Annotated in this window: 18 protein-coding genes and 2 tRNA genes; 17 read left to right on the top strand and 3 right to left on the bottom strand. The window is 60.9% G+C overall.

Translation table 11 applies throughout. The features are described from left to right. Positions 1-63: 63 nt before the first annotated feature. Positions 64-372 carry a ribosome assembly RNA-binding protein YhbY gene (yhbY, locus tag JV551A3_RS27375; RefSeq protein WP_003249945.1) on the bottom strand — a complete coding sequence of 103 codons (309 nt, stop codon included), beginning with the start codon at positions 370-372 and terminating at the stop codon, positions 64-66. A 102-nt stretch (positions 373-474) separates the two neighbouring features. On the opposite strand from yhbY, the gene rlmE reads away from it, so the two are divergent. The 16 genes from rlmE (at position 475) to JV551A3_RS27290 (ending at position 16,455) form a co-directional block, all read left to right on the top strand. Beyond that, the gene (gene rlmE / locus JV551A3_RS27370) at positions 475-1,101 is read left to right on the top strand and encodes a 23S rRNA (uridine(2552)-2'-O)-methyltransferase RlmE (RefSeq protein WP_025340705.1); all 627 of its coding nucleotides are present in this window, start codon (positions 475-477) and stop codon (positions 1,099-1,101) included. Positions 1,102-1,304: 203 nt separating this feature from the next. Next, entirely contained in the window at positions 1,305-3,209 is a 1,905-nt protein-coding gene (ftsH, locus tag JV551A3_RS27365) for an ATP-dependent zinc metalloprotease FtsH (protein WP_112250010.1), read from the top strand. A gap of 8 nt (positions 3,210-3,217) precedes the next feature. Further along, the gene (gene folP, locus JV551A3_RS27360) at positions 3,218-4,069 is read left to right on the top strand and encodes a dihydropteroate synthase (RefSeq protein ID WP_133975555.1); all 852 of its coding nucleotides are present in this window, start codon (positions 3,218-3,220) and stop codon (positions 4,067-4,069) included. Positions 4,070-4,085: 16 nt separating this feature from the next. Continuing rightward, on the top strand, positions 4,086-5,426 hold the full coding sequence (gene glmM, locus JV551A3_RS27355; protein WP_133975553.1) for a phosphoglucosamine mutase: 1,341 nt from the start codon (positions 4,086-4,088) through the stop codon (positions 5,424-5,426). Between the two features lie 65 nt (positions 5,427-5,491). Continuing rightward, the gene (gene tpiA, locus JV551A3_RS27350) at positions 5,492-6,247 is read left to right on the top strand and encodes a triose-phosphate isomerase (protein ID WP_133975551.1); all 756 of its coding nucleotides are present in this window, start codon (positions 5,492-5,494) and stop codon (positions 6,245-6,247) included. Between the two features lie 4 nt (positions 6,248-6,251). Further along, positions 6,252-6,650: a preprotein translocase subunit SecG gene (gene secG, locus JV551A3_RS27345; RefSeq protein WP_015271857.1), complete on the top strand. Its 399-nt coding sequence runs from the start codon at positions 6,252-6,254 to the stop codon at positions 6,648-6,650. A 21-nt stretch (positions 6,651-6,671) separates the two neighbouring features. Continuing rightward, positions 6,672-6,757: transfer RNA gene (locus JV551A3_RS27340), tRNA-Leu, on the top strand. A 100-nt stretch (positions 6,758-6,857) separates the two neighbouring features. Continuing rightward, positions 6,858-6,934 (top strand) — tRNA-Met (locus JV551A3_RS27335). 130 nt (positions 6,935-7,064) lie between these two features. Continuing rightward, positions 7,065-7,523, top strand: coding sequence for a ribosome maturation factor RimP (gene rimP, locus JV551A3_RS27330; RefSeq protein ID WP_003249960.1), 459 nt, complete (start codon positions 7,065-7,067; stop codon positions 7,521-7,523). Positions 7,524-7,582: 59 nt separating this feature from the next. After that, complete coding sequence (gene nusA, locus JV551A3_RS27325; protein WP_009685349.1) at positions 7,583-9,064, top strand: transcription termination factor NusA; 1,482 nt, start codon at positions 7,583-7,585, stop codon at positions 9,062-9,064. Positions 9,065-9,091: 27 nt separating this feature from the next. After that, complete coding sequence (infB, locus tag JV551A3_RS27320) at positions 9,092-11,620, top strand: translation initiation factor IF-2 (protein WP_112250015.1); 2,529 nt, start codon at positions 9,092-9,094, stop codon at positions 11,618-11,620. A 117-nt stretch (positions 11,621-11,737) separates the two neighbouring features. Then, entirely contained in the window at positions 11,738-12,136 is a 399-nt protein-coding gene (gene rbfA, locus JV551A3_RS27315; RefSeq protein WP_025340699.1) for a 30S ribosome-binding factor RbfA, read from the top strand. Between the two features lie 3 nt (positions 12,137-12,139). After that, positions 12,140-13,057 (top strand): tRNA pseudouridine(55) synthase TruB, encoded by a 918-nt coding sequence (gene truB / locus JV551A3_RS27310; RefSeq protein WP_013974284.1) that lies wholly within the window; start codon positions 12,140-12,142, stop codon positions 13,055-13,057. 147 nt (positions 13,058-13,204) lie between these two features. Further along, a complete protein-coding gene (gene rpsO / locus JV551A3_RS27305) occupies positions 13,205-13,474 on the top strand; it encodes a 30S ribosomal protein S15 (protein ID WP_003249971.1) in 270 nt (89 codons plus the stop codon). A gap of 250 nt (positions 13,475-13,724) precedes the next feature. Next, positions 13,725-15,830 carry a polyribonucleotide nucleotidyltransferase gene (gene pnp, locus JV551A3_RS27295; protein ID WP_114170431.1) on the top strand — a complete coding sequence of 702 codons (2,106 nt, stop codon included), beginning with the start codon at positions 13,725-13,727 and terminating at the stop codon, positions 15,828-15,830. A gap of 274 nt (positions 15,831-16,104) precedes the next feature. Then, the gene (locus tag JV551A3_RS27290; RefSeq protein ID WP_025340697.1) at positions 16,105-16,455 is read left to right on the top strand and encodes a BON domain-containing protein; all 351 of its coding nucleotides are present in this window, start codon (positions 16,105-16,107) and stop codon (positions 16,453-16,455) included. A 79-nt stretch (positions 16,456-16,534) separates the two neighbouring features. On the opposite strand, the gene JV551A3_RS27285 is transcribed toward JV551A3_RS27290, so the two are convergent. Further along, a complete protein-coding gene (locus JV551A3_RS27285; protein WP_133975547.1) occupies positions 16,535-16,837 on the bottom strand; it encodes a putative quinol monooxygenase in 303 nt (100 codons plus the stop codon). 60 nt (positions 16,838-16,897) lie between these two features. On the opposite strand from JV551A3_RS27285, the gene JV551A3_RS27280 reads away from it, so the two are divergent. Then, positions 16,898-17,311: a VOC family protein gene (locus JV551A3_RS27280; protein ID WP_133975545.1), complete on the top strand. Its 414-nt coding sequence runs from the start codon at positions 16,898-16,900 to the stop codon at positions 17,309-17,311. A 200-nt stretch (positions 17,312-17,511) separates the two neighbouring features. On the opposite strand, the gene JV551A3_RS27270 is transcribed toward JV551A3_RS27280, so the two are convergent. Then, positions 17,512-20,448, bottom strand: a complete 2,937-nt coding sequence (locus JV551A3_RS27270; protein WP_133975543.1) for a DUF748 domain-containing protein — start codon at positions 20,446-20,448, stop codon at positions 17,512-17,514. Positions 20,449-20,469 lie beyond the last annotated feature (21 nt).

Raw genomic sequence — 20,469 nt, 5'->3', positions numbered from 1 at the left:
CGGCCCAATCGCGACACAAGGCCGCTCCCACAAGTGCCGGCATCAGGCTGAAAGCCCGGGCCGTTACTTGTAACGGTGGATGTTGGACAGCTGCTTGTTCGGCTGTGGGTTCTTGCGGTAGATCAGGGCTTTCTTGCCGATGGTCTGCACCAGCTCGGCACGGCCGGCCTTGCACAGTTCGGCAATGGTCTCGGCGCGCTCTTCGCGGTCTTCCGAGCGAATTTCGACCTTGATCAGCTCATGGTCGACCAGAGCACGCTCCAGTTCGGCGATGACGCCTTCATTCAAACCGTTGCCAGCAACGATCAGGACCGGCTTCAGGTCATGACCAATGGACTTGTATTGCTTCTTCTGCTCGTTATTGAGCGGCATAATCTGACCCTTTCCGTCTGATTCTGTAAAATTGACCGGCATTTTACCCGAGGGCCACCGGCTCCGCCCAGTCAATCACGACGCATATCATCGAGGTGCCCCGTGGTACAACGTTCCAAAAGCAGCGCAAACTGGCTGCGAGAGCATTTCAACGATCCTTTTGTGAAACAGGCGCAAAAGGATGGCTACCGCTCGCGTGCGAGCTACAAATTGCTGGAGATCCAGGAAAAGGACCGGCTGATCCGCCCAGGCATGAGCGTGATCGACCTCGGCGCGGCTCCTGGGGGCTGGTCGCAGGTGACCAGTCGTCTGATTGGTGGCCAGGGCCGCCTGATCGCGTCGGACATCCTGGAGATGGACTCGATCCCCGATGTGACGTTCATCCAGGGCGATTTCACCCATGATGAAGTGCTGCAGCGCATTCTCGAGGCGGTCGGCGATTCGCACGTAGACCTTGTGATTTCCGACATGGCCCCCAATATGAGTGGTACGCCTGCGGTGGACATGCCGCGGGCCATGTTCCTCTGCGAGCTGGCGCTCGATCTGGCAACCCGCGTGCTTAAGCCCGGCGGCGATTTCCTGATCAAGATTTTCCAGGGCGAAGGTTTTGACGTGTACCTCAAGGACGTGCGCAGCAAGTTCGACAAGGTACAGATGCGCAAGCCATCGTCGTCGCGTGACCGTTCCCGCGAGCAGTACCTGCTGGGCAGGGGTTTCAAAGGGGCATGAAAGGCGTGAAGCGTGGTGGACGATAGTTATTTCCAATCGGCCGCTGCGTCAGGATCGTCCGAACTTCGTGTAGTCTACCTTTCACAAAGGGTTACAGACGGTGCCTGCGGCTGCGTAGGTAATGTAGTAAGTTAGGGCGATGAATATCATGCGAGGAACGGCTGCGTCGTGCGCCGGCCTCAGAGGGTAGCGAATTGAACGACATGGCAAAGAATCTGATCCTGTGGTTGATCATCGCAGCTGTCCTGGTGACAGTGATGAACAACTTCTCCAGCCCTAACGAGCCGCAGACCCTCAACTATTCCGACTTCATCCAGCAGGTCAAGGATGGCAAGGTCGAGCGTGTGACTGTCGACGGCTACATCATTACCGGCAAGCGCGCCGACGGCGACAATTTCAAAACCGTTCGCCCGGCCATTACCGACAACGGCCTGATCGGCGACCTGGTCGATAACCACGTCATCATCGAAGGCAAGCAGCCCGAGCAGCAGAGCATCTGGACCCAGTTGCTGGTGGCGAGCTTCCCGATCCTGGTGATCATCGCCGTGTTCATGTTCTTCATGCGCCAGATGCAGGGCGGTGCGGGCGGCAAGGGCGGGCCGATGAGCTTCGGCAAGAGCAAGGCGCGCCTGCTGTCCGAAGACCAGGTCAAGACGACCCTGGCTGACGTCGCCGGTTGCGACGAGGCCAAGGAAGAGGTTGGCGAGCTGGTCGAGTTCCTGCGCGATCCGGGCAAGTTCCAGCGCCTGGGTGGTCGTATCCCGCGTGGCGTGCTGATGGTCGGCCCGCCTGGTACCGGTAAGACCCTGCTGGCCAAGGCCATCGCCGGTGAGGCGAAAGTGCCGTTCTTCACCATTTCCGGCTCGGACTTCGTGGAAATGTTCGTCGGTGTTGGCGCCAGCCGTGTGCGTGACATGTTCGAGCAGGCCAAGAAGCACGCCCCATGCATCATCTTCATCGACGAGATCGACGCCGTTGGTCGCCACCGTGGCGCTGGCATGGGCGGTGGTCACGACGAACGTGAGCAAACCCTCAACCAGTTGCTGGTGGAGATGGATGGCTTCGAGATGAATGACGGCATCATCGTCATCGCCGCTACCAACCGTCCGGACGTGCTCGACCCGGCGCTGCTGCGTCCCGGCCGCTTCGACCGCCAGGTGGTGGTCGGCCTGCCGGACATTCGTGGTCGCGAACAGATTCTCAAGGTGCACATGCGCAAGGTGCCGGTCGGCGAGAACGTCAATCCGGCGGTCATCGCCCGTGGTACCCCCGGCTTCTCCGGTGCCGACCTGGCCAACCTGGTCAACGAAGCCTCGTTGTTTGCTGCGCGCTCCAACAAACGCCTGGTCGAAATGAAAGAGTTCGAACTGGCCAAGGACAAGATCATGATGGGTGCCGAGCGCAAGACCATGGTCATGTCCGAGAAAGAAAAGCAGAACACCGCTTATCACGAAGCTGGCCACGCCATTGTCGGCCGCCTGGTGCCAGAGCACGATCCGGTCTACAAGGTTTCGATCATTCCGCGTGGCCGTGCCTTGGGCGTGACCATGTTCCTGCCGGAAGAAGACCGCTACAGCCTGTCCAAGCGCGCACTGATCAGCCAGATCTGCTCGCTGTACGGCGGTCGTATCGCCGAAGAAATGACCCTGGGCTTCGACGGCGTCACTACCGGCGCGTCCAACGACATCATGCGTGCCAGCCAGATCGCCCGTAACATGGTGACCAAGTGGGGCCTTTCGGAAAAACTTGGCCCGCTGATGTACGCCGAGGAAGAAGGCGAGGTGTTCCTGGGCCGCAGTGCTGCCAGCCAGCACGCCAGCGTTTCCGGCGAAACCGCCAAGCTGATCGACTCGGAAGTGCGCAGCATCATCGACCAGTGCTACGCCACAGCCAAGCAGCTGCTCACCGATAACCGTGACAAGCTCGATGCCATGGCCGAAGCGCTGATGAAGTACGAGACCATCGACGCCGAGCAGATTGACGATATCATGGCCGGCCGTACCCCCCGCGAACCGCGCGACTGGGATGATGACTCGGCTTCGGGCAAGCCTGCTGCCCAGGGTGATCGCCCGGAATCGCCGATCGGCGGTCCAGCGGCTCAACACTAAGGGCATCTATGAGCTCAGTGCAGTACCCGACCCGGTTGCCTTGCGGCAACCGGGTTCTTGATTTGTCGCGTACCCATGTCATGGGTATTCTCAATATCACTCCTGATTCCTTCTCCGATGGCGGGCGCTTCAATCAGCGCGACGAGGCGTTGCGTCATGCCGAAGCGATGGTTGCCGCAGGCGCCACGCTTGTCGACATCGGCGGCGAGTCCACGCGGCCGGGGGCGCGCGCGGTATCGGTGACCGAGGAGCTGGAGCGGGTGGCCCCCATGGTCGAGGCCATCAACAGCCGCCTCGATGTGGTCATCTCCGTCGATACCTCCACGCCAGCGGTCATGCGTGAAGCGGCGCGCCTCGGTGCAGGGCTGATCAACGACGTGCGTGCCCTGGAGCGCGATGGCGCGCTGGATGCCGCCGCGGATACCGGCTTGCCGGTGTGTCTCATGCACATGCGCGGCGAGCCGGGTAACATGCAGGACGACCCGCATTACGAAGATGTGACCGCAGACGTTACGCGTTATCTTGAACAGCGAATGGCCGCCTGTGCTGCGGCGGGCATCGATGAAAGCAGAATCATCCTTGATCCGGGCTTCGGCTTCGCCAAGACACTGGCGCACAACCTGAGCCTGTTCAAGCACATGGAAGCGCTCTATCGCCTTGGGCGCCCGCTGCTGGTGGGTGTTTCACGCAAGAGCATGATCGGCCTGACGCTGGAACGTCCGGTCGGCGAGCGGTTGTACGGCAGCCTTGCGCTGGCGGCGTTGGCCATGACCAAGGGGGCGAGCATCCTTCGTGTCCATGACGTGGCCGAAACCGTTGATGTGGTGCGCATGATCGCTGCGGTGCAAAGCGCCGAATAAGAACATTGGAGTCCCTATGAGCAGAAAATACTTTGGTACCGACGGCATTCGTGGCCGCGTCGGCGAATACCCGATCACGCCGGACTTCATGCTGAAGCTTGGCTGGGCGGCCGGCATGGCCTTCCGCAAGCAGGGCCACTGCCGGGTGCTGGTTGGCAAGGACACGCGTATCTCCGGTTACATGTTCGAGTCCGCACTCGAAGCCGGCCTGTCCGCAGCAGGTGCCGATGTGATGCTGCTCGGGCCAATGCCTACGCCGGCCATCGCCTACCTGACGCGTACCTTCCACGCCGAAGCCGGCATTGTCATCAGTGCCTCGCACAACCCGCACGATGACAACGGCATCAAGTTCTTCTCGGGCCAGGGGACCAAGCTGCCGGACGAAGTCGAGCTGATGATCGAGGAATTGCTCGACCAGCCGATGACTGTCGTCGAATCGGGCAAGCTGGGCAAGGTATCGCGCATCAATGATGCTGCCGGCCGCTACATCGAGTTCTGCAAGAGCAGCGTGCCGAGCAGCACCAGCTTCGACGGCCTCAAGCTGGTTGTCGATTGCGCCCACGGTGCCACCTACAAGGTCGCGCCAAGCGTGTTCCGCGAGCTGGGCGCCGATGTGACCGTGCTGCATGCCCAACCCGACGGGTTGAACATCAACGAAGGCTGCGGCTCGACACACATCGAATCGCTGCAGGCTGCCGTGCTGGTCGGTCATGCCGATCTGGGTATCGCCTTCGACGGTGACGGCGACCGCGTGCTGATGGTCGACCACACCGGCGCCATCGTCGACGGTGACGAACTGCTGTTCATCATCGCTCGCGACCTCCAGGAACGAGGCAAGCTGCAGGGTGGGGTAGTGGGCACGCTGATGAGCAACCTTGGCCTGGAGCTTGCGCTGAAGGACCTGGATATTCCGTTCGTGCGGGCCAAGGTCGGTGACCGTTACGTCATGGCAGAACTGCAGGAGCGTGAGTGGCTGGTCGGTGGTGAAAACTCCGGTCACGTCGTGTGCTGCAACCACACCACCACGGGTGACGCGATCATCGCTGCGCTGCAGGTGCTGATGGCGCTCAAGCGTCGTGGCGAAACCCTGGCGCAGGCCCGTCAGGCCCTGCGCAAGTGCCCGCAGGTGCTGATCAACGTGCGCTATGGCGCCAGCAAGGTCGACCCGCTGGAGCACCCGGCGGTCAAGGAGGCCAGCGCCAAGGTGACCGATGCCTTGGCCGGCCGCGGTCGCGTGCTGCTGCGCAAATCCGGTACCGAGCCGTTGGTGCGTGTGATGGTCGAGGGCGAGGACGAAAGCCAGGTGCGCATGCACGCAGAAGCGCTGGCCAAACTGGTTGGCGAAGTTTGTGTCTGATGGCGCTTGCCAGCGCAGATAGGGTTGGGTACTATCTGCGCCCACTTTGACCGACGAGGTAAAGCATGCGTCGCCCTATGGTAGCTGGTAACTGGAAGATGCACGGTACCCGCGCTAGCGTCGCTGAGCTTACCGAAGGCTTGAGAAATCTGGCCTTGCCGAGCGGAGTGGAAGTCGCTGTGTTTCCACCGGCCTTGTTCATCAATCAAGTGATCGATGGCCTGGCAGGTAAGGAAATTACTGTCGGCGCACAGAATTCTGCAGTACAGCCCGAACAGGGTGCGCTGACCGGAGAAGTTGCTCCGGAACAGCTGGTTGAAGCAGGTTGCAAGTTCGTATTGATTGGCCATTCGGAGCGTCGCCAGATCATTGGTGAAACCGACGAAGTGCTTAATCGAAAGTTTGCAGCGGCCCAGGCCAAAGGTTTGAAGCCAGTGCTTTGCATAGGGGAAACCCTGGAAGAGCGCGAGGCCGGCAAAACGCTCGAAGTTGTCGGGCGTCAACTAAGCAGTATCATCGAAGCATTCGGTGTTAAGGCTTTTGCCAATGCAGTAATTGCCTATGAGCCTGTATGGGCCATCGGCACTGGCCTTACGGCCACGCCACAGCAGGCTCAGGATGTGCATGCAGCCATCCGCAGCCAGCTGGCGGCAGAAGATGCTGAAGTGGCTGCGAAGGTGCAGCTGCTCTACGGCGGCAGCGTGAAGGCGGCCAATGCGGCCGAACTGTTCGGCATGCCGGATATCGATGGGGGGCTCATTGGTGGAGCTTCCCTGAACGCAGACGAATTCGGTGCAATTTGTCGCGCCGCAGGAAACTGAACAAATGCTGGAAACAGTCATCGTTGTTTTTCATCTGTTGGCAGCGCTGTCGCTTGTAGTGCTGGTTCTGTTGCAACAGGGTAAAGGTGCTGAAGCAGGTGCATCTTTCGGCGCGGGTGCTTCAAATACCGTGTTCGGAAGCCAGGGCTCTGCAACGTTCCTGAGTAAATTAACTGCTATACTCGCTGCCACTTTCTTTTTGACAGCACTTGGGTTAGGATACTTCGCGAAGCAACAAGCTCACCAGCTTAGCCAAGCAGGTCTTCCAGATCCAGCAGTGCTAGAAGTGAAAGAGCCGCAGAAACCGGCAGTTAATGATGATGTACCGGTGCTCCAGCAGCAGAAGAGCGAAACCACTCCGAATACGGGTGATGTACCTCCTCCGGCACAAGAGCAGAAGTAACGGGTTTCAAGTAGTAGTATTGCCGAGGTGGTGGAATTGGTAGACACGCAACCTTGAGGTGGTTGTGCCCATAGGGTGTAGGGGTTCGAGTCCCCTTCTCGGTACCAATTAAAGCTTGAGAGCCCGCTTTAGCGGGCTTTCTTGCAGGTGAAGGTTCGGATTTGACCCTCGTGAGGGTTCGGTCTTATACTTTTGCCCCAGCTTTGTCGCGGGGTGGAGCAGCTTGGTAGCTCGTCGGGCTCATAACCCGAAGGTCGTTGGTTCAAATCCAGCCCCCGCAACCAGCTTCAGCGGAGCCCCTTTTCAGGGGCTTTTTGCTAACCGAACAGTTTTCGGCGTCGTTGTCCAACGGCGCTTTCAGGGATGGGCGCTTCGCCCATTTTTTATTTGCACAGCATGCACGAGGGGGTTCAGGTGTCGAGCAAGCTAGAACAGTTGCAGGCCTTGTTGGCCCCGGTTGTCGAGGGTCTGGGCTATCAGTGCTGGGGGATCGAATACGTTTCCCAGGGTAAGCATTCGGTACTGCGCATCTACATCGACAAGGAAGGCGGCATCCTGGTGGACGACTGCGAAGCAGTCAGCCGTCAGGCCAGCGCAATCCTCGATGTGGAAGATCCGATCAGCAGTGAGTACACCCTCGAGGTGTCTTCTCCAGGCATGGATCGCCCACTGTTCACTTTGGAACAGTTTGCCTCGCATGCCGGCGAACAAGTGAAGATCAAGCTGCGCTCACCCTTCGAGGGTCGTCGTAACTTCCAGGGCCTTCTCCGCGGTGTGGAGGAGCAGGATGTGGTGGTCCAGGTGGACAATCAAGAGTTCCTGTTGCCGATCGACTCGATCGACAAGGCCAATATTATTCCCAGTTTTGACTGAGACGTGCCGGGCCCGGCGGACTATCCGGGCCCAATGGCTTGCGCAAGGCGAGGCGTACGATGAGCAAAGAAGTACTGCTGGTTGTTGAATCGGTATCCAACGAAAAAGGTGTACCGCCCGGCGTCATTTTCGAAGCGCTGGAAGTGGCTCTGGCCACTGCAACCAAAAAACGTTTTGAAGACGAAGTCGACCTGCGTGTGGAAATCAACCGCCACACCGGTAGCTACGAGACCTTCCGTCGCTGGACCGTGGTCGATGAAGCCGATCTTGATGATCCGGCGATCGAGACCTGGCTCGACAAGATCAAGGACACCCACCCTGAAGCCAAGGTAGGTGACGTGATCGAAGAGAAGATCGAGTCCATCGAGTTCGGTCGTATCGCCGCCCAGACCGCCAAGCAGGTCATCGTGCAGAAGGTCCGTGAGGCCGAGCGTGCCCAGGTGGTCGATGCCTACCGCGAACGCGTCGGTGAGATCATTTCCGGTACCGTGAAAAAGGTTACCCGCGACAACGTCATCGTTGACCTGGGCAACAACGCCGAGGCCTTGCTGGCCCGCGAAGACATCATTCCGCGCGAAACCTTCCGTGTCGGCGTGCGCCTGCGTGCGCTGCTGAAGGAAATTCGCACTGAAAACCGTGGCCCACAGCTGATTCTGTCGCGCACCGCGCCGCAGATGCTGATCGAGCTTTTCCGCATCGAAGTGCCGGAAATTGCCGAGGGCCTGATCGAAGTCATGGCCGCTTCCCGTGATCCGGGTTCGCGAGCCAAGATCGCCGTCCGCTCCAAGGACAAGCGTATCGACCCGCAAGGCGCCTGCATCGGCATGCGTGGTTCGCGCGTCCAGGCCGTATCCGGGGAGCTGGGTGGTGAGCGTGTGGATATCGTCCTGTGGGACGATAACCCGGCGCAGTTCGTCATCAACGCCATGTCGCCGGCTGAAGTCGCGGCGATCATCGTTGATGAAGATGCCCATGCCATGGACATCGCCGTCGCCGAGGACAACCTGGCCCAGGCCATTGGCCGTGGCGGTCAGAACGTTCGCCTGGCCAGTCAGCTGACCGGCTGGACCCTGAACGTGATGACCGAGAAGGACATCCAGGCCAAGCAACAGGCCGAAACCGGTGACATCCTGCGCAATTTCATCGATGAACTGGAAGTCGACGAGGAGCTGGCCCAAGTGCTGGTCGACGAAGGCTTCACCAGCCTCGAAGAAATTGCCTACGTACCGTTGGAAGAAATGCTCAACATCGATGGCTTTGACGAGGATATCGTCAATGAGCTCCGCGCTCGAGCCAAGGACCGTTTGTTGACCAAGGCCATCGCTACCGAAGAAAAACTGGCAGACGCCCACCCGGCCGAAGACCTGCTCTCCCTCGAGGGCATGGACAAGGACCTGGCGGCTGAACTGGCGGTGCGCGGCGTGGTTAACCGCGAAGACCTGGCCGAGCAGTCGATCGACGATCTGCTCGACATCGACGGCATCGACGAAGAGCGTGCCGGCAAGTTGATCATGGCCGCCCGAGCCCACTGGTTCGAGTAATTAGGCGCGGCCTGAGGAGAGAAGTGCATGACGCAAGTCACGGTGAAAGAACTGGCCCAAGAGGTCGAGGCACCGGTAGAGCGCCTGCTGCAGCAGATGCGTGAGGCAGGTCTGCCGCACACCGACGCCGGTCAGGTAGTGACCGACAATGAGAAGCAGACCCTGCTGACTCATTTGAAGAGCAGCCACAAGAGCAAGGCGGAAGAACCGCGCAAGATTACCTTGCAGCGCAAAACCACCAGCACCCTGCGTGTCGCCGGTAGCAAGAGCATCAGCGTAGAAGTACGCAAGAAGAAAGTATTCGTGCAGCGCAGCCCGGAAGAAATCCAGGCTGAGCAGAAGCGTGAGCTGGAAGAGCGCCGCGCGGCTGAAAACGCCGCTCGCGACAAGGTCGACGCTGAAGTTCGCCAGCGCAACGAGGAGCAGGCTCGCCGTCAGGCCGCCGAAGCCCCGGCTGCCGCCCCTGCGCCTGCTGCCAAGCCTGAGGCGGCACCTGCTGCTGCCCCGGCCCCGGTAGTTGCCGACGCTCCGGCGTCCGAAGACGCCGCAGCCCGTGCTGCCGAGCGCAAGAAGGACGAAGCCCGTCGCAACGAAGGTCGCACCCGTGACGAAGACCGTCGCCGTGGCGAGGCCCCGCGCGTGTCGATCAAGGTCAAGGTCAAGGAGAAGGAAAAGGCTCCGACTCCTCGTGCCGCGCCGCGCACCACCGATGAAGAAAGCGATGGCGTACGCCGTGGCCGCGGTGGCAAGAGCAAGCTGAAGAAACGCAACCAGCACGGCTTCCAGAACCCGACCGGTCCAGTCATTCGTGACGTGACCATCGGCGAGACCATCACTGTCTCGGAGCTGGCCCAGCAGATGTCGGTCAAGGCCGCTGAAGTGGTCAAGTTCATGTTCAAGCTGGGTACCCCGGTCACCATCAACCAGGTGCTCGACCAGGAAACCGCTCAGCTGGTCGCCGAAGAACTGGGCCACAAGGTGACCCTGGTCAGCGATACCGCCCTGGAAGACTCCCTGGCCGAATCGCTGAAGTTCGAAGGTGAAGTCGAATCGCGTGCGCCGGTCGTTACCGTCATGGGTCACGTTGACCACGGCAAGACCTCGCTGCTCGACTACATCCGTCGTGCCAAGGTTGCCGCTGGCGAAGCCGGTGGTATCACCCAGCACATCGGTGCCTACCACGTGGAAACCGACCGCGGCATGGTCACCTTCCTCGACACCCCTGGCCACGCTGCGTTCACCGCAATGCGTGCCCGTGGTGCCAAGGCCACCGACATCGTCATCCTGGTGGTGGCGGCGGACGACGGCGTGATGCCGCAAACCCGCGAAGCCGTTCAGCATGCCAAGGCAGCTGGCGTTCCGCTGGTGGTCGCGGTGAACAAGATCGACAAGCCGGGTGCCGACCTCGACCGCATCCGCAACGAGCTGGCCGTCGAAGGCGTGACCTCCGAGGACTGGGGTGGTGATACTCCGTTCGTCAAGGTTTCGGCGAAGATGGGTACCGGCGTCGACGAGCTGCTCGAAGCTGTCCTGCTGCAGGCCGAGATTCTCGAGCTGACCGCTACCCCGACCGCCCCAGGTCGTGGTGTGGTCGTCGAATCGCGCCTGGACAAGGGCCGTGGCCCGGTGGCGACCATCCTGGTTCAGGACGGTACCCTGCGTCAGGGCGACATGGTCCTGTGCGGTTCCAACTATGGCCGCGTGCGCGCCATGCTCGACGAGAACGGCAAGCCTGTGAAGGAAGCCGGCCCGTCGATCCCGGTCGAAATCCTCGGCCTGGACGGTACCCCGGAAGCCGGTGACGAGCTGTCCGTGGTTGCCGACGAGAAGAAGGCCCGCGAAGTTGCCATGTTCCGTCAAGGCAAGTACCGCGAGGTCAAGCTGGCCCGTGCTCACGCCGGCAAGCTGGAAAACATCTTCGAGACCATGGGTCAGGAAGAGAAGAAGACCCTCAACATCGTCCTCAAGACCGACGTGCGTGGTTCCCTGGAAGCACTGCAGGGTTCGCTGTCGGGCCTGGGCAACGACGAAGTTCAGGTGCGCGTGATCGGTGGTGGCGTCGGTGGTATCACCGAAAGCGACGCCAACCTGGCGCTGGCTTCGAATGCAGTACTGTTCGGCTTCAACGTGCGTGCCGATGCCGGCGCGCGCAAGATCGTCGAGCAGGAAGGTCTGGATATGCGTTACTACAACGTGATCTACGACATCATCGAAGACGTTAAGAAGGCCCTGACCGGCATGCTCGGCAGCGATGTTCGCGAGAACATCCTGGGTGTTGCCGAAGTCCGTGACGTGTTCCGTTCGCCGAAGTTCGGCGCCATCGCTGGCTGTATGGTCATCGAGGGTACCGTCTACCGCAACCGTCCGATCCGCGTACTGCGCGAAGACGTTGTTATCTTCGAAGGCGAGCTGGAATCGCTGCGTCGCTTCAAGGACGATGCCTCCGAAGTGCGTAACGGCATGGAGTGCGGTATCGGCGTGAAGAGCTACAACGACGTCAAGGTCGGCGACAAGATCGAAGTCTTCGAGAAAGTCCAGGTGGCTCGTACCCTTTAAGGGCGAGCGAGCCGCAAGCGCCCGCTGCAGGGCGGCTTGCGGTACCTCTTCAGGTAGCGCCCGGTCAGGCCATTGGTCTGTCCGGGCGTTTGCCGCTTTAAGTTACAGGTAGCAAGAATGGCCAAAGAATATAGCCGTACCCAACGTATCGGCGATCAGATGCAGCGCGAGCTGGCCGAGCTGATCCGTCGCGAAGTCAAAGACCCGCGTGTCGGTCTGGTTACCATCACTGCCGTCGACGTCAGCCGTGACCTGGGCCATGCCAAGGTGTTCATCACCGTCATGGGCGAGGAAACCCCGGACGCCGTTCAGCAGTCGCTGAAGGCGCTGAACAGCGCCGCAAGCTTCCTGCGTTTGCACCTGGGGCGCTCGATGCAGCTGCGCAGCGTGCCGCAACTGCACTTCCACTTCGATGAAAGTGTCAGCCGCGGTGTACACCTGTCGGCACTGATCGAGCGTGCAGTGGCCGAAGACCGCCTGCACAAGGATGCCGACAAGCCGGACGCCGAGGAGTAAGCGGTGGCCCAGGTCAAACGTATCCGCCGCAACGTCAGCGGCATCATCCTGCTCGACAAGCCGCTGGGCTTCACCTCCAACGCCGCGCTACAAAAGGTGCGCTGGCTGCTCAATGCGGAAAAGGCCGGCCACACCGGCAGCCTCGACCCGCTGGCAACCGGCGTGCTGCCGCTGTGCTTTGGCGAAGCGACCAAGTTTTCGCAGTACCTGCTCGATTCGGACAAGGGCTACGAAACAGTCATGCAGATGGGGCAGACTACCAACACCGGCGATGCCGAAGGTGAGGTGCTGCAGACCCGCGAGGTGACCGTTGGTCGCGCCGACATCGAGGCCCTGCTGCCGCGTTTTCGTGGCCAGATCAGCCAGATACCGCCGATGTACTCGGCGCTCAAGCGTGACGGCCAGCCGCTGTACAAGCTGGCTCGTGCAGGAGAGGTAGTGGAGCGCGAGGCGCGTTCTGTTACTATTGGCCGCTTGGAGTTGCTCGAGTGCGAAGGCACCCGTGCACGGTTGAGCGTAGGATGCAGCAAAGGCACCTATATCCGCACCCTGGTGGAGGATATCGGCGAGGCCCTTGGCTGCGGCGCCTATGTCGCCGAGCTGCGCAGGACCCAGGCCGGGCCCTTCGCGCTGGCACAGACGGTCACCCTCGAGGAACTCGAACAGGCCCACGCCGAAGGCGGCAACGAAGCGCTCGACCGCTTCCTGATGCCCTCGGACAGCGGCCTGCAGGACTGGCCACTGGTGTGCCTGTCCGAGCACAGTGCGTTCTACTGGCTGCATGGGCAGGCAGTACGCGCGCCGGACGCGCCACAATTTGGCATGGTCCGGGTACAGGATCACAATGCCCGCTTCATCGGTATCGGTGAAGTGAGCGAAGACGGGCGCATTGCGCCGCGTCGGCTGATTCGGTCGGAATGACCGAAACCGCGGGGAAAGGCAATTGCCTGGTCCCACGGCACCAAGGGTGGCTGTCAGTAGGCACGGTCACACCTTTTTTATTAATACAGGGATTTGTCCCTGGCCTATTGGACCCCGCATGCGGGATCCGTTATCAGGAGAAGCCAAATGGCCCTCAGCGTTGAAGAAAAAGCTCAGATCGTTGCCGAATACCAGCAAGCCGCCGGCGATACCGGTAGCCCGGAAGTGCAGGTTGCTCTGCTGACCGCCAACATCAACAAGCTGCAAGGCCACTTCAAGGCCAACGACAAAGACCACCACTCCCGTCGTGGTCTGATCCGTATGGTCAACCAGCGTCGTAAGCTGCTGGATTACCTGAAGGGCAAAGACACCACTCGTTACAGCGCCCTGATCGGTCGCCTGGGTCTGCGTCGCTAATAGCGGCCTGGCCAGTGGTGTGCATGGCGTGTCGCAGGCTTCGGCAGGGCTGTTTTGCAGCGCTGTCGTTGGACACGCCACGCGTATCTCCGAGGTTGGCAGCCTGGCAATGCTGAGCGGATTTTCCGCTTGGTGCCAGGCTCCCAGCCTCGTGTTGTATCTGGACGGTCAACGGGGCCGATTCCCTGTTCTGCCCAAGAATTCGCAAGAAACCAGTTCCCCCAGAGCCACTGAAAAAAGGTAGGAAACCGTGAACCCGGTAATCAAGACTTTCCAGTTCGGTCAATCGACCGTTACTCTCGAAACGGGCCGTATTGCCCGTCAGGCAACCGGCGCCGTGCTGGTTACCGTCGACAACGACGTCACCGTGCTGGTGACTGTGGTAGGTGCCAAACAGGCTGATCCAGGCAAGGGTTTCTTCCCGCTGTCGGTTCACTACCAGGAAAAAACCTACGCCGCCGGCAAGATCCCGGGTGGCTTCTTCAAGCGTGAAGGCCGTCCTTCCGAGAAAGAGACGCTGACCTCGCGCCTGATCGACCGTCCGATCCGTCCGCTGTTCCCGGAAGGCTTCATGAACGAAGTGCAGGTCGTCTGCACCGTGGTTTCCACCAGCAAGAAGACCGACCCGGACATCGCTGCGATGATCGGTACCTCGGCTGCCCTGGCCATTTCCGGCATTCCGTTCGAAGGCCCGATCGGCGCCGCTCGCGTTGCCTTCCACGAAAGCACCGGCTACCTGCTGAACCCGACCTACGAGCAACTGGCTGCCTCGAGCCTGGACATGGTCGTTGCCGGTACCGAATCGGCTGTACTGATGGTCGAATCGGAAGCCAAAGAGCTGACCGAAGACCAGATGCTGGGCGCCGTGCTGTTCGCCCACGACGAATTCCAGGCCGTGATCCAGGCCGTCAAGGAACTGGCCGCCGAAGCCGCCAAGCCGACCTGGGACTGGCAGCCAGCTCCGGCCAACGTCGAGCTGATGAACCTGGTCCGTGGCGAGTTCGGCGAAGCCGTTTCGCAGGCCTATACCATTACCCAGAAGGCTGACCGCTACAACCGCCTGGGCCAGCTGCGCGACGAGGCCATCGCCCGTCTGAGCAACGAAGAGACCGGCCCGTCCGCCAGCGCCATCAAGGAAATCTTCGGCGAGCTGGAATACCGCACCGTCCGCGAGAACATCGTCAACGGCAAGCCGCGTATCGACGGCCGTGACACCCGCACTGTGCGCCCGCTGAACATCGAAGTCGGCGTACTGCCGAAGACTCACGGTTCGGCGCTGTTCACCCGTGGCGAGACCCAGGCCCTGGTCGTCGCGACCTTGGGTACCGCCCGTGACGCCCAGCTACTGGACACCCTGGAAGGCGAGAAGAAAGACCCGTTCATGCTGCACTACAACTTCCCGCCGTTCTCGGTGGGTGAGTGCGGCCGCATGGGCGGTGCCGGCCGTCGTGAAATCGGCCACGGTCGCCTGGCCCGTCGTGGCGTGCAGGCCATGCTGCCGAGCGACAGCGAATTCCCGTACACCATCCGCGTGGTTTCGGAAATCACCGAATCCAACGGTTCCAGCTCCATGGCTTCGGTCTGCGGTGCTTCCCTGGCGCTGATGGACGCCGGTGTGCCGATGAAGGCACCAGTTGCCGGTATCGCCATGGGCCTGGTCAAGGAAGGTGACAAGTTCGCCGTCCTGACCGACATCCTGGGTGACGAAGATCACCTGGGCGACATGGACTTCAAGGTAGCCGGTACCGCCAAGGGTGTTACCGCGCTGCAGATGGACATCAAGATCAACGGCATCACCGAAGAGATCATGGAAATCGCCCTGGGCCAGGCCCTGGAAGCGCGCCTGAACATCCTCGGCCAGATGAACCAGATCATCGCCCAGTCGCGTAGCGAGCTGTCGGCCAACGCCCCGACCATGATCGCCATGAAGATCGATACCGACAAGATCCGTGACGTCATCGGTAAAGGCGGCGCCACCATTCGCGCCATCTGCGAAGAGACCAAGGCTTCGATCGACATCGAAGACGACGGCTCGATCAAGATCTTCGGCGAAACCAAGGAAGCGGCAGATGCTGCCAAGCAGCGCATCCTGGGCATCACCGCCGAGGCCGAGATCGGCAAGATCTACGTCGGCAAGGTCGAGCGCATTGTCGACTTCGGCGCCTTCGTCAACATCCTGCCTGGCAAGGACGGCCTGGTGCACATTTCGATGCTGAGCGATGCTCGCGTCGAGAAAGTCACCGACATCCTGAAAGAAGGCCAGGAAGTTGAAGTACTGGTACTGGACGTGGACAACCGCGGCCGTATCAAGCTGTCGATCAAGGATGTTGCCGCAGCCAAGGCTTCGGGCGTCTGAGGATTGCCTCGCAGTAGCTCGCAGTAGAAAGAAGGGCCCCGCAAGGGGCCCTTTTTTTATGCCGGTACGGAACCTTTTGCGGACTTGCATCTTGCATGCAGGTTTATCGTGCAGATTGCAGAATGCACGACGCCGCCGGGATGGCTATTTTCCTAAGTTGTTGTTTTAAAAGGAAACAAGCGAAACGGCAAAGCTGGCACAGCGCATGCAACTATCCTGATACCTGACGCCAGGAGATACGGCGCAGACCTTTCGATAAACAGGAGTGACTCACATGAAGAAGTTCGCCATTGCTGCCGCTACTGCTACCGCTCTGACCCTGACCATGGCCAACGGCGCGTTCGCTGCAGAGCCAACCCAGGCTCCAGTCATGTTGGCCGCGAACACCGTGGACAACGCCAAGCAGGAAGGTTCCGACACCTGGATCACCACCAAGGTGAAAGCGGACTTGCTGACTGAAAAAGGTATTCCAGGCAGCGACATCAAAGTCGAGACCAGCCAGGGCGTCGTCTCGCTGTCGTCTGACGTGGCAGTGACTCAGTCCCAGAAAGAAGAAGCCGTTCGCATTACCAAGAACATCAAAGGCGTCAAGAGCGTCATGTCCGACGGCCTGAAAGCCGAGTAAGGAATGTCCCGTCGGCCAAACGGATTTGGCCACCTTTGCTCCAGGCCCCGGCTTATTGCCGGGGCTTTTCATTGTGTGCCTAGTAAACCGGATTGCGCGCAACCACATCACTTTCAAAGCATTCCTGCTCGACTATCAGCGGCTCGACCAATGGTCGGCTATCGCGAAAGTGCGCGGTTTGGGTATGCGCTTCATACGCCGCATCGTCGCGGTAGATCTCGTACAGGTAGATCACGTCCGGGTCGACCCGATCTTGCGACACATCGAACACCAGGCAACCGGGTTCGGTGGCGACGGAAGCCGCCGCATTGACCTTGATCGCGTTCAGAAAGTCTTCTGCGCAGCCGGGCTTCACCCGAGTCTTGATGAACAGGCTATACACAAGTCGCTCCATTTGTTTTAAATTCGATTATGAATTGTATACAAAAATGGAGCTTCGCCAATGTCCGAATTGCCTGCCCGCCCTGGTCGCCTGAACGGCCTTCGCCATATCGCCTTGCTGGTACCGAACCTTGAGGAGTGCGAACGCTTCTACGTCGATGTGCTGGGCATGGAAGTGCTGAACCGCGCCAATGAAGACCTGGTGTACCTGACCTGCGGTAACGACAATCTGTCGCTAGGGCGTGGGGCCGGGGCGGCCAATGGTTTGCAGACCTTGGACCACTATGGATTCATCGTCGATAGCGTGGAGGAGCTGGAGGCTTGGTACCAGTACTTCAAGGCCCATGGCGTGACCTTGCTGGATCGGCCGTTCAATCATGGTGACGGTGCGCGCAGCTTCCACCTGCTGGACCCGGCGGGTAACATGGTGCAGCCGCTGTATCACCCGGCAGTGTCGGGGCAGCGGTTGGTGTGAAGCCTGTACCGGCCTCTTCGCGGGTAAACCCGCTCCCACAGGGATCGCGCACTGCTCAAGGCCTGTGCAGTACCTGTGGGAGCGGGCAAGCCCGCGAAGAGGCCAGACCTGCTCTCACAGGGATCGCGCACTGCTCAAGGCCTGTGCAGTACCTGTGGGAGCGGGTTTACCCGCGAAGAGGCCAGACCTGCTGGTAGAGATTACTCGGCATCCAGATGCATCGGCGTCACCACCCGCCCATCGCTCTCGGCCTGCCCCAGGCTGGTATCGATGAAGTACACCCGGTCATCTTCCAGCTGGCCCTTGTCGACCAGGTAATCCTTGATGCTGCTGGCCCGCTCCTGGCCAAGTGTACGCAGCAGCGCGGTACTTTCGGCCCAGGACTTGATCACCGCCTCGCGCAGCTTGGCGGTGCGCTCGTCGCGGCCCAGTTGCTCCCATTCGGCAGGCGGCTGCTGCTTCAGGCGGTTACGGTAGATGCCTTCGAGCATCGCCGGTTTGTCGCTGTTGTCGACCACCAGCATCGAGGCATTGGCCGGCACCTTGTCACCGCGACGCTGCAGGATCTTGTACCAGGTGGCCTGGTACTCACGCTCCAGGCGCTGCTGGGCGATCAGCGGGCCGTCACTGGCCTGGGCGCTGGTGCCTTCGATTTCCAGGCGCAGTTCCGGGCGTTCCTTCAAGGCCGACGCCAGCTTGTCCAGCGATGCCTGGGCGTCGCCATTGAGCTCGCTGGAGCCCGGGGCGAAGGACACATTGCCGAGGTCTTCCGAGCCACCGCCGGCAACCAGCCCGCCAATGAACTTGAACGGTGCCTGCGCCGCACGCAACACCAGGTTGCGCAGGGTTTGCCAGACGATCGGCATCACGCTGAACTGCGGGTTGTTGAGGTCGCCCGACACCGGCAGCTCGATCGAGATCTTGCCTTCGGTATCCTTCAGCAGTGCCACCGCCAGGCGAATCGGCAGGTCCACTGCGTCCGGACTGTCGACCTTCTCGCCCAACTGCAGCTGCTCTACCACTACCTTGTTCTCGGCCTTCAGCTGGCCATTGGTGATCAGGTAGTGCAGGTCGAGGTTGAGCCGGCCCTTGCGGATACGGAAACCGGCGAACTTGCCAGAGTAGGGGGTGAGCGTGGTCAGCTCGACCCGCTTGAAGCTGGTGGCGATATCCAGGCTGGCCAGCGGATTGAACGGGTTCAGGGCGCCTTTGATGGTGACCGGCGCATAGCGGTCGACCTTGCCCTTGACGTCGACCTTGGCCGGCACCGGCTTGCGGTTGTCGATGGTGCCGACCCGGCCGTTGAGCTGCTGGATAGCCGTGGCGAAGTTGGGTGTGAGGGACAGGTCGGCGAAGTTGGCCGAGCCGTCGTTGATGTCGATCTGGCCGATGTGGATACCCAGCGGCTTGTCATTGCTGGCCGCGGCCGGCTTCGCCTGGCTGGCCGCCGGGGCGTCGGCCGGCTGCGGGATCAGCAGGTCGTTGATGTTGGTGGTGCGGTCTTCGTTGATGATGAAGCGTGCATAGGGCTGCAGCAGTGTCACCTTGTCGATCGACAGCGCATCGCCGTGAACGTAGGACAGGCCGTCGACGTTCACCTGCTGCCATTTGACGAAGTCGCGGCTCTTGATGGTGTCGAGGGTGTGCAGCTGGCTGACCTGAGCCTTGCCGGTGACACTGAAGGCCAGCGGTGCGGTGTTCTTCAGGTCGACCTTGAGGTCGCTGGCGAGCATGCCGCTGCGCAGCTCCAGCAGGATGAACGGGCTGATATAGGCCTGGGCCACCCGCAGGTCGATGTCGCGGCTGCTTACGTCCAGCTTGGCCCAGATGGGCGCCAGATTGACCTGGCCGGCCGCCTGCAGTTTGCCCTGCTTGCCCACGCCGGTATCGAGCTTGAGGGTGAAGGGCGACTTGTTGAGGCTGTCGAACCCTTGCAGGTCGGCATTGAGCGGGCCGACGTCGAGGGCCACTGGCTCCTTCTGGGTACGGTCTGCCAGGTGCACCAGGTAGTTACGCAATTGCACGTCCTTGAGCAGTACCTGCCAGGGTTTGCTCGGCTCCTTGGCGGCTTGCTGTTCAGGCGTGGGCTCGGCGGTGGCTGGTTCGGCCTTTTCCTTCGGCGTGGCCTTGGCCGGCTGGCTGGCGAACAGCTTCTGCCAGTCGAGTTGGCCGTCCTTTTCCAGCGCGGCCCAGGTTTCCAGTTTTTCGCTGCGGATCTTGCCCACGGTGACCAGCTGCTTGACCAGGTCGACCGAGGTCTCGCTCACTTCCAGGCTGGCCAGGCGTGCCAGCGGGCGGCCATCCGGGGCCTTGATGGCGAACGGTGCAATGCGCACCGACGCGTTGTCCAGCAATAGCTCGGTCTGCTTGGCGAGGTTGAGCTTGTAGTGTGTGTCGAGGCTGACCACGCCGTCTTCCAGCACCAGTGGCACCGCATCGCGCACATAGGGCCAGAACGCCTTCATCCTGCCTTCGGTGATTTTCAGTGTGCCTTCAGAGGCGATCGGCGCCAGGCTCAGGGTGCCTTTCCAGTCGATGCGCCCGCCGTTGGGGCCGATGGCCACCAGGGCCATGTCGGCATTGTCGTTGGGCAGGGTGCTGAGGTTCTTCAACTCCAGGTTCATGTTGTCGTAGAGGAACTCGATCGGCTCGCTCGGACGCAGGTCCTCGAAGTGCAGATAGCCGTCGCTGAGCTTGATGCTGCCGATGCGTAGCGGGAACGGGTCGCTGGGCGGCTCGTCAGGCTTGGCTTCGCTGGCTGGCAGCTTGAACAGGCGGGTCAGGTTTAGAGTACCGTCCTTGGCGAACAGCACTTCGTTGCGAGGCTTGACCAGTTCCACTGCGTCCAGGTGCAAGGCGCCGCTCCACAGGCTGTCGAGCGAGAGGTTGGCGTAAAGCCGGTCGAAGCCGACCTGCTCCTTGCCCGGCTCGCCGATCTGCAGGCCCCACAATGTCAGCTCGAGGCTGAAGGGGTTGAGCTCGATCCGTTCGAGGTGGGCAGGTACGGTTGCGTACTGGGCCAACTGCTGATTGGCGATGCGCAGCGTGACACCGGGGAGAACGAGAAAGCCGAGAAGGCTGTAGAGGGCTACGAGGGCCAGAAGTGCGCCAGCGGCGCGAGTCAATCCTTTGTACATGTGTCGCTTCGTCTGTCTAAG

It is taken from the genome of Pseudomonas inefficax (genome assembly GCF_900277125.1).
GTDB classification, from domain to species: domain Bacteria; phylum Pseudomonadota; class Gammaproteobacteria; order Pseudomonadales; family Pseudomonadaceae; genus Aquipseudomonas; species Aquipseudomonas inefficax.
This window is presented reverse-complemented; position numbering and strand designations above follow the sequence as displayed.

What these genes read in the sequence shown, in the direction of transcription:
- JV551A3_RS27290 (WP_025340697.1), top strand. Translation starts at nt 16,105, where the DNA reads ATGAAGAAGTTCGCCATTGCTGCCGCTACTGCTACCGCTCTGACCCTG.
- yhbY (WP_003249945.1), bottom strand. Translation starts at nt 372, where the DNA reads ATGCCGCTCAATAACGAGCAGAAGAAGCAATACAAGTCCATTGGTCAT.
- nusA (WP_009685349.1), top strand. Translation starts at nt 7,583, where the DNA reads ATGAGCAAAGAAGTACTGCTGGTTGTTGAATCGGTATCCAACGAAAAA.
- rpsO (WP_003249971.1), top strand. Translation starts at nt 13,205, where the DNA reads ATGGCCCTCAGCGTTGAAGAAAAAGCTCAGATCGTTGCCGAATACCAG.
- rbfA (WP_025340699.1), top strand. Translation starts at nt 11,738, where the DNA reads ATGGCCAAAGAATATAGCCGTACCCAACGTATCGGCGATCAGATGCAG.
- folP (WP_133975555.1), top strand. Translation starts at nt 3,218, where the DNA reads ATGAGCTCAGTGCAGTACCCGACCCGGTTGCCTTGCGGCAACCGGGTT.
- tpiA (WP_133975551.1), top strand. Translation starts at nt 5,492, where the DNA reads ATGCGTCGCCCTATGGTAGCTGGTAACTGGAAGATGCACGGTACCCGC.
- glmM (WP_133975553.1), top strand. Translation starts at nt 4,086, where the DNA reads ATGAGCAGAAAATACTTTGGTACCGACGGCATTCGTGGCCGCGTCGGC.
- secG (WP_015271857.1), top strand. Translation starts at nt 6,252, where the DNA reads ATGCTGGAAACAGTCATCGTTGTTTTTCATCTGTTGGCAGCGCTGTCG.
- ftsH (WP_112250010.1), top strand. Translation starts at nt 1,305, where the DNA reads ATGGCAAAGAATCTGATCCTGTGGTTGATCATCGCAGCTGTCCTGGTG.
- JV551A3_RS27280 (WP_133975545.1), top strand. Translation starts at nt 16,898, where the DNA reads ATGTCCGAATTGCCTGCCCGCCCTGGTCGCCTGAACGGCCTTCGCCAT.
- infB (WP_112250015.1), top strand. Translation starts at nt 9,092, where the DNA reads ATGACGCAAGTCACGGTGAAAGAACTGGCCCAAGAGGTCGAGGCACCG.
- JV551A3_RS27270 (WP_133975543.1), bottom strand. Translation starts at nt 20,448, where the DNA reads ATGTACAAAGGATTGACTCGCGCCGCTGGCGCACTTCTGGCCCTCGTA.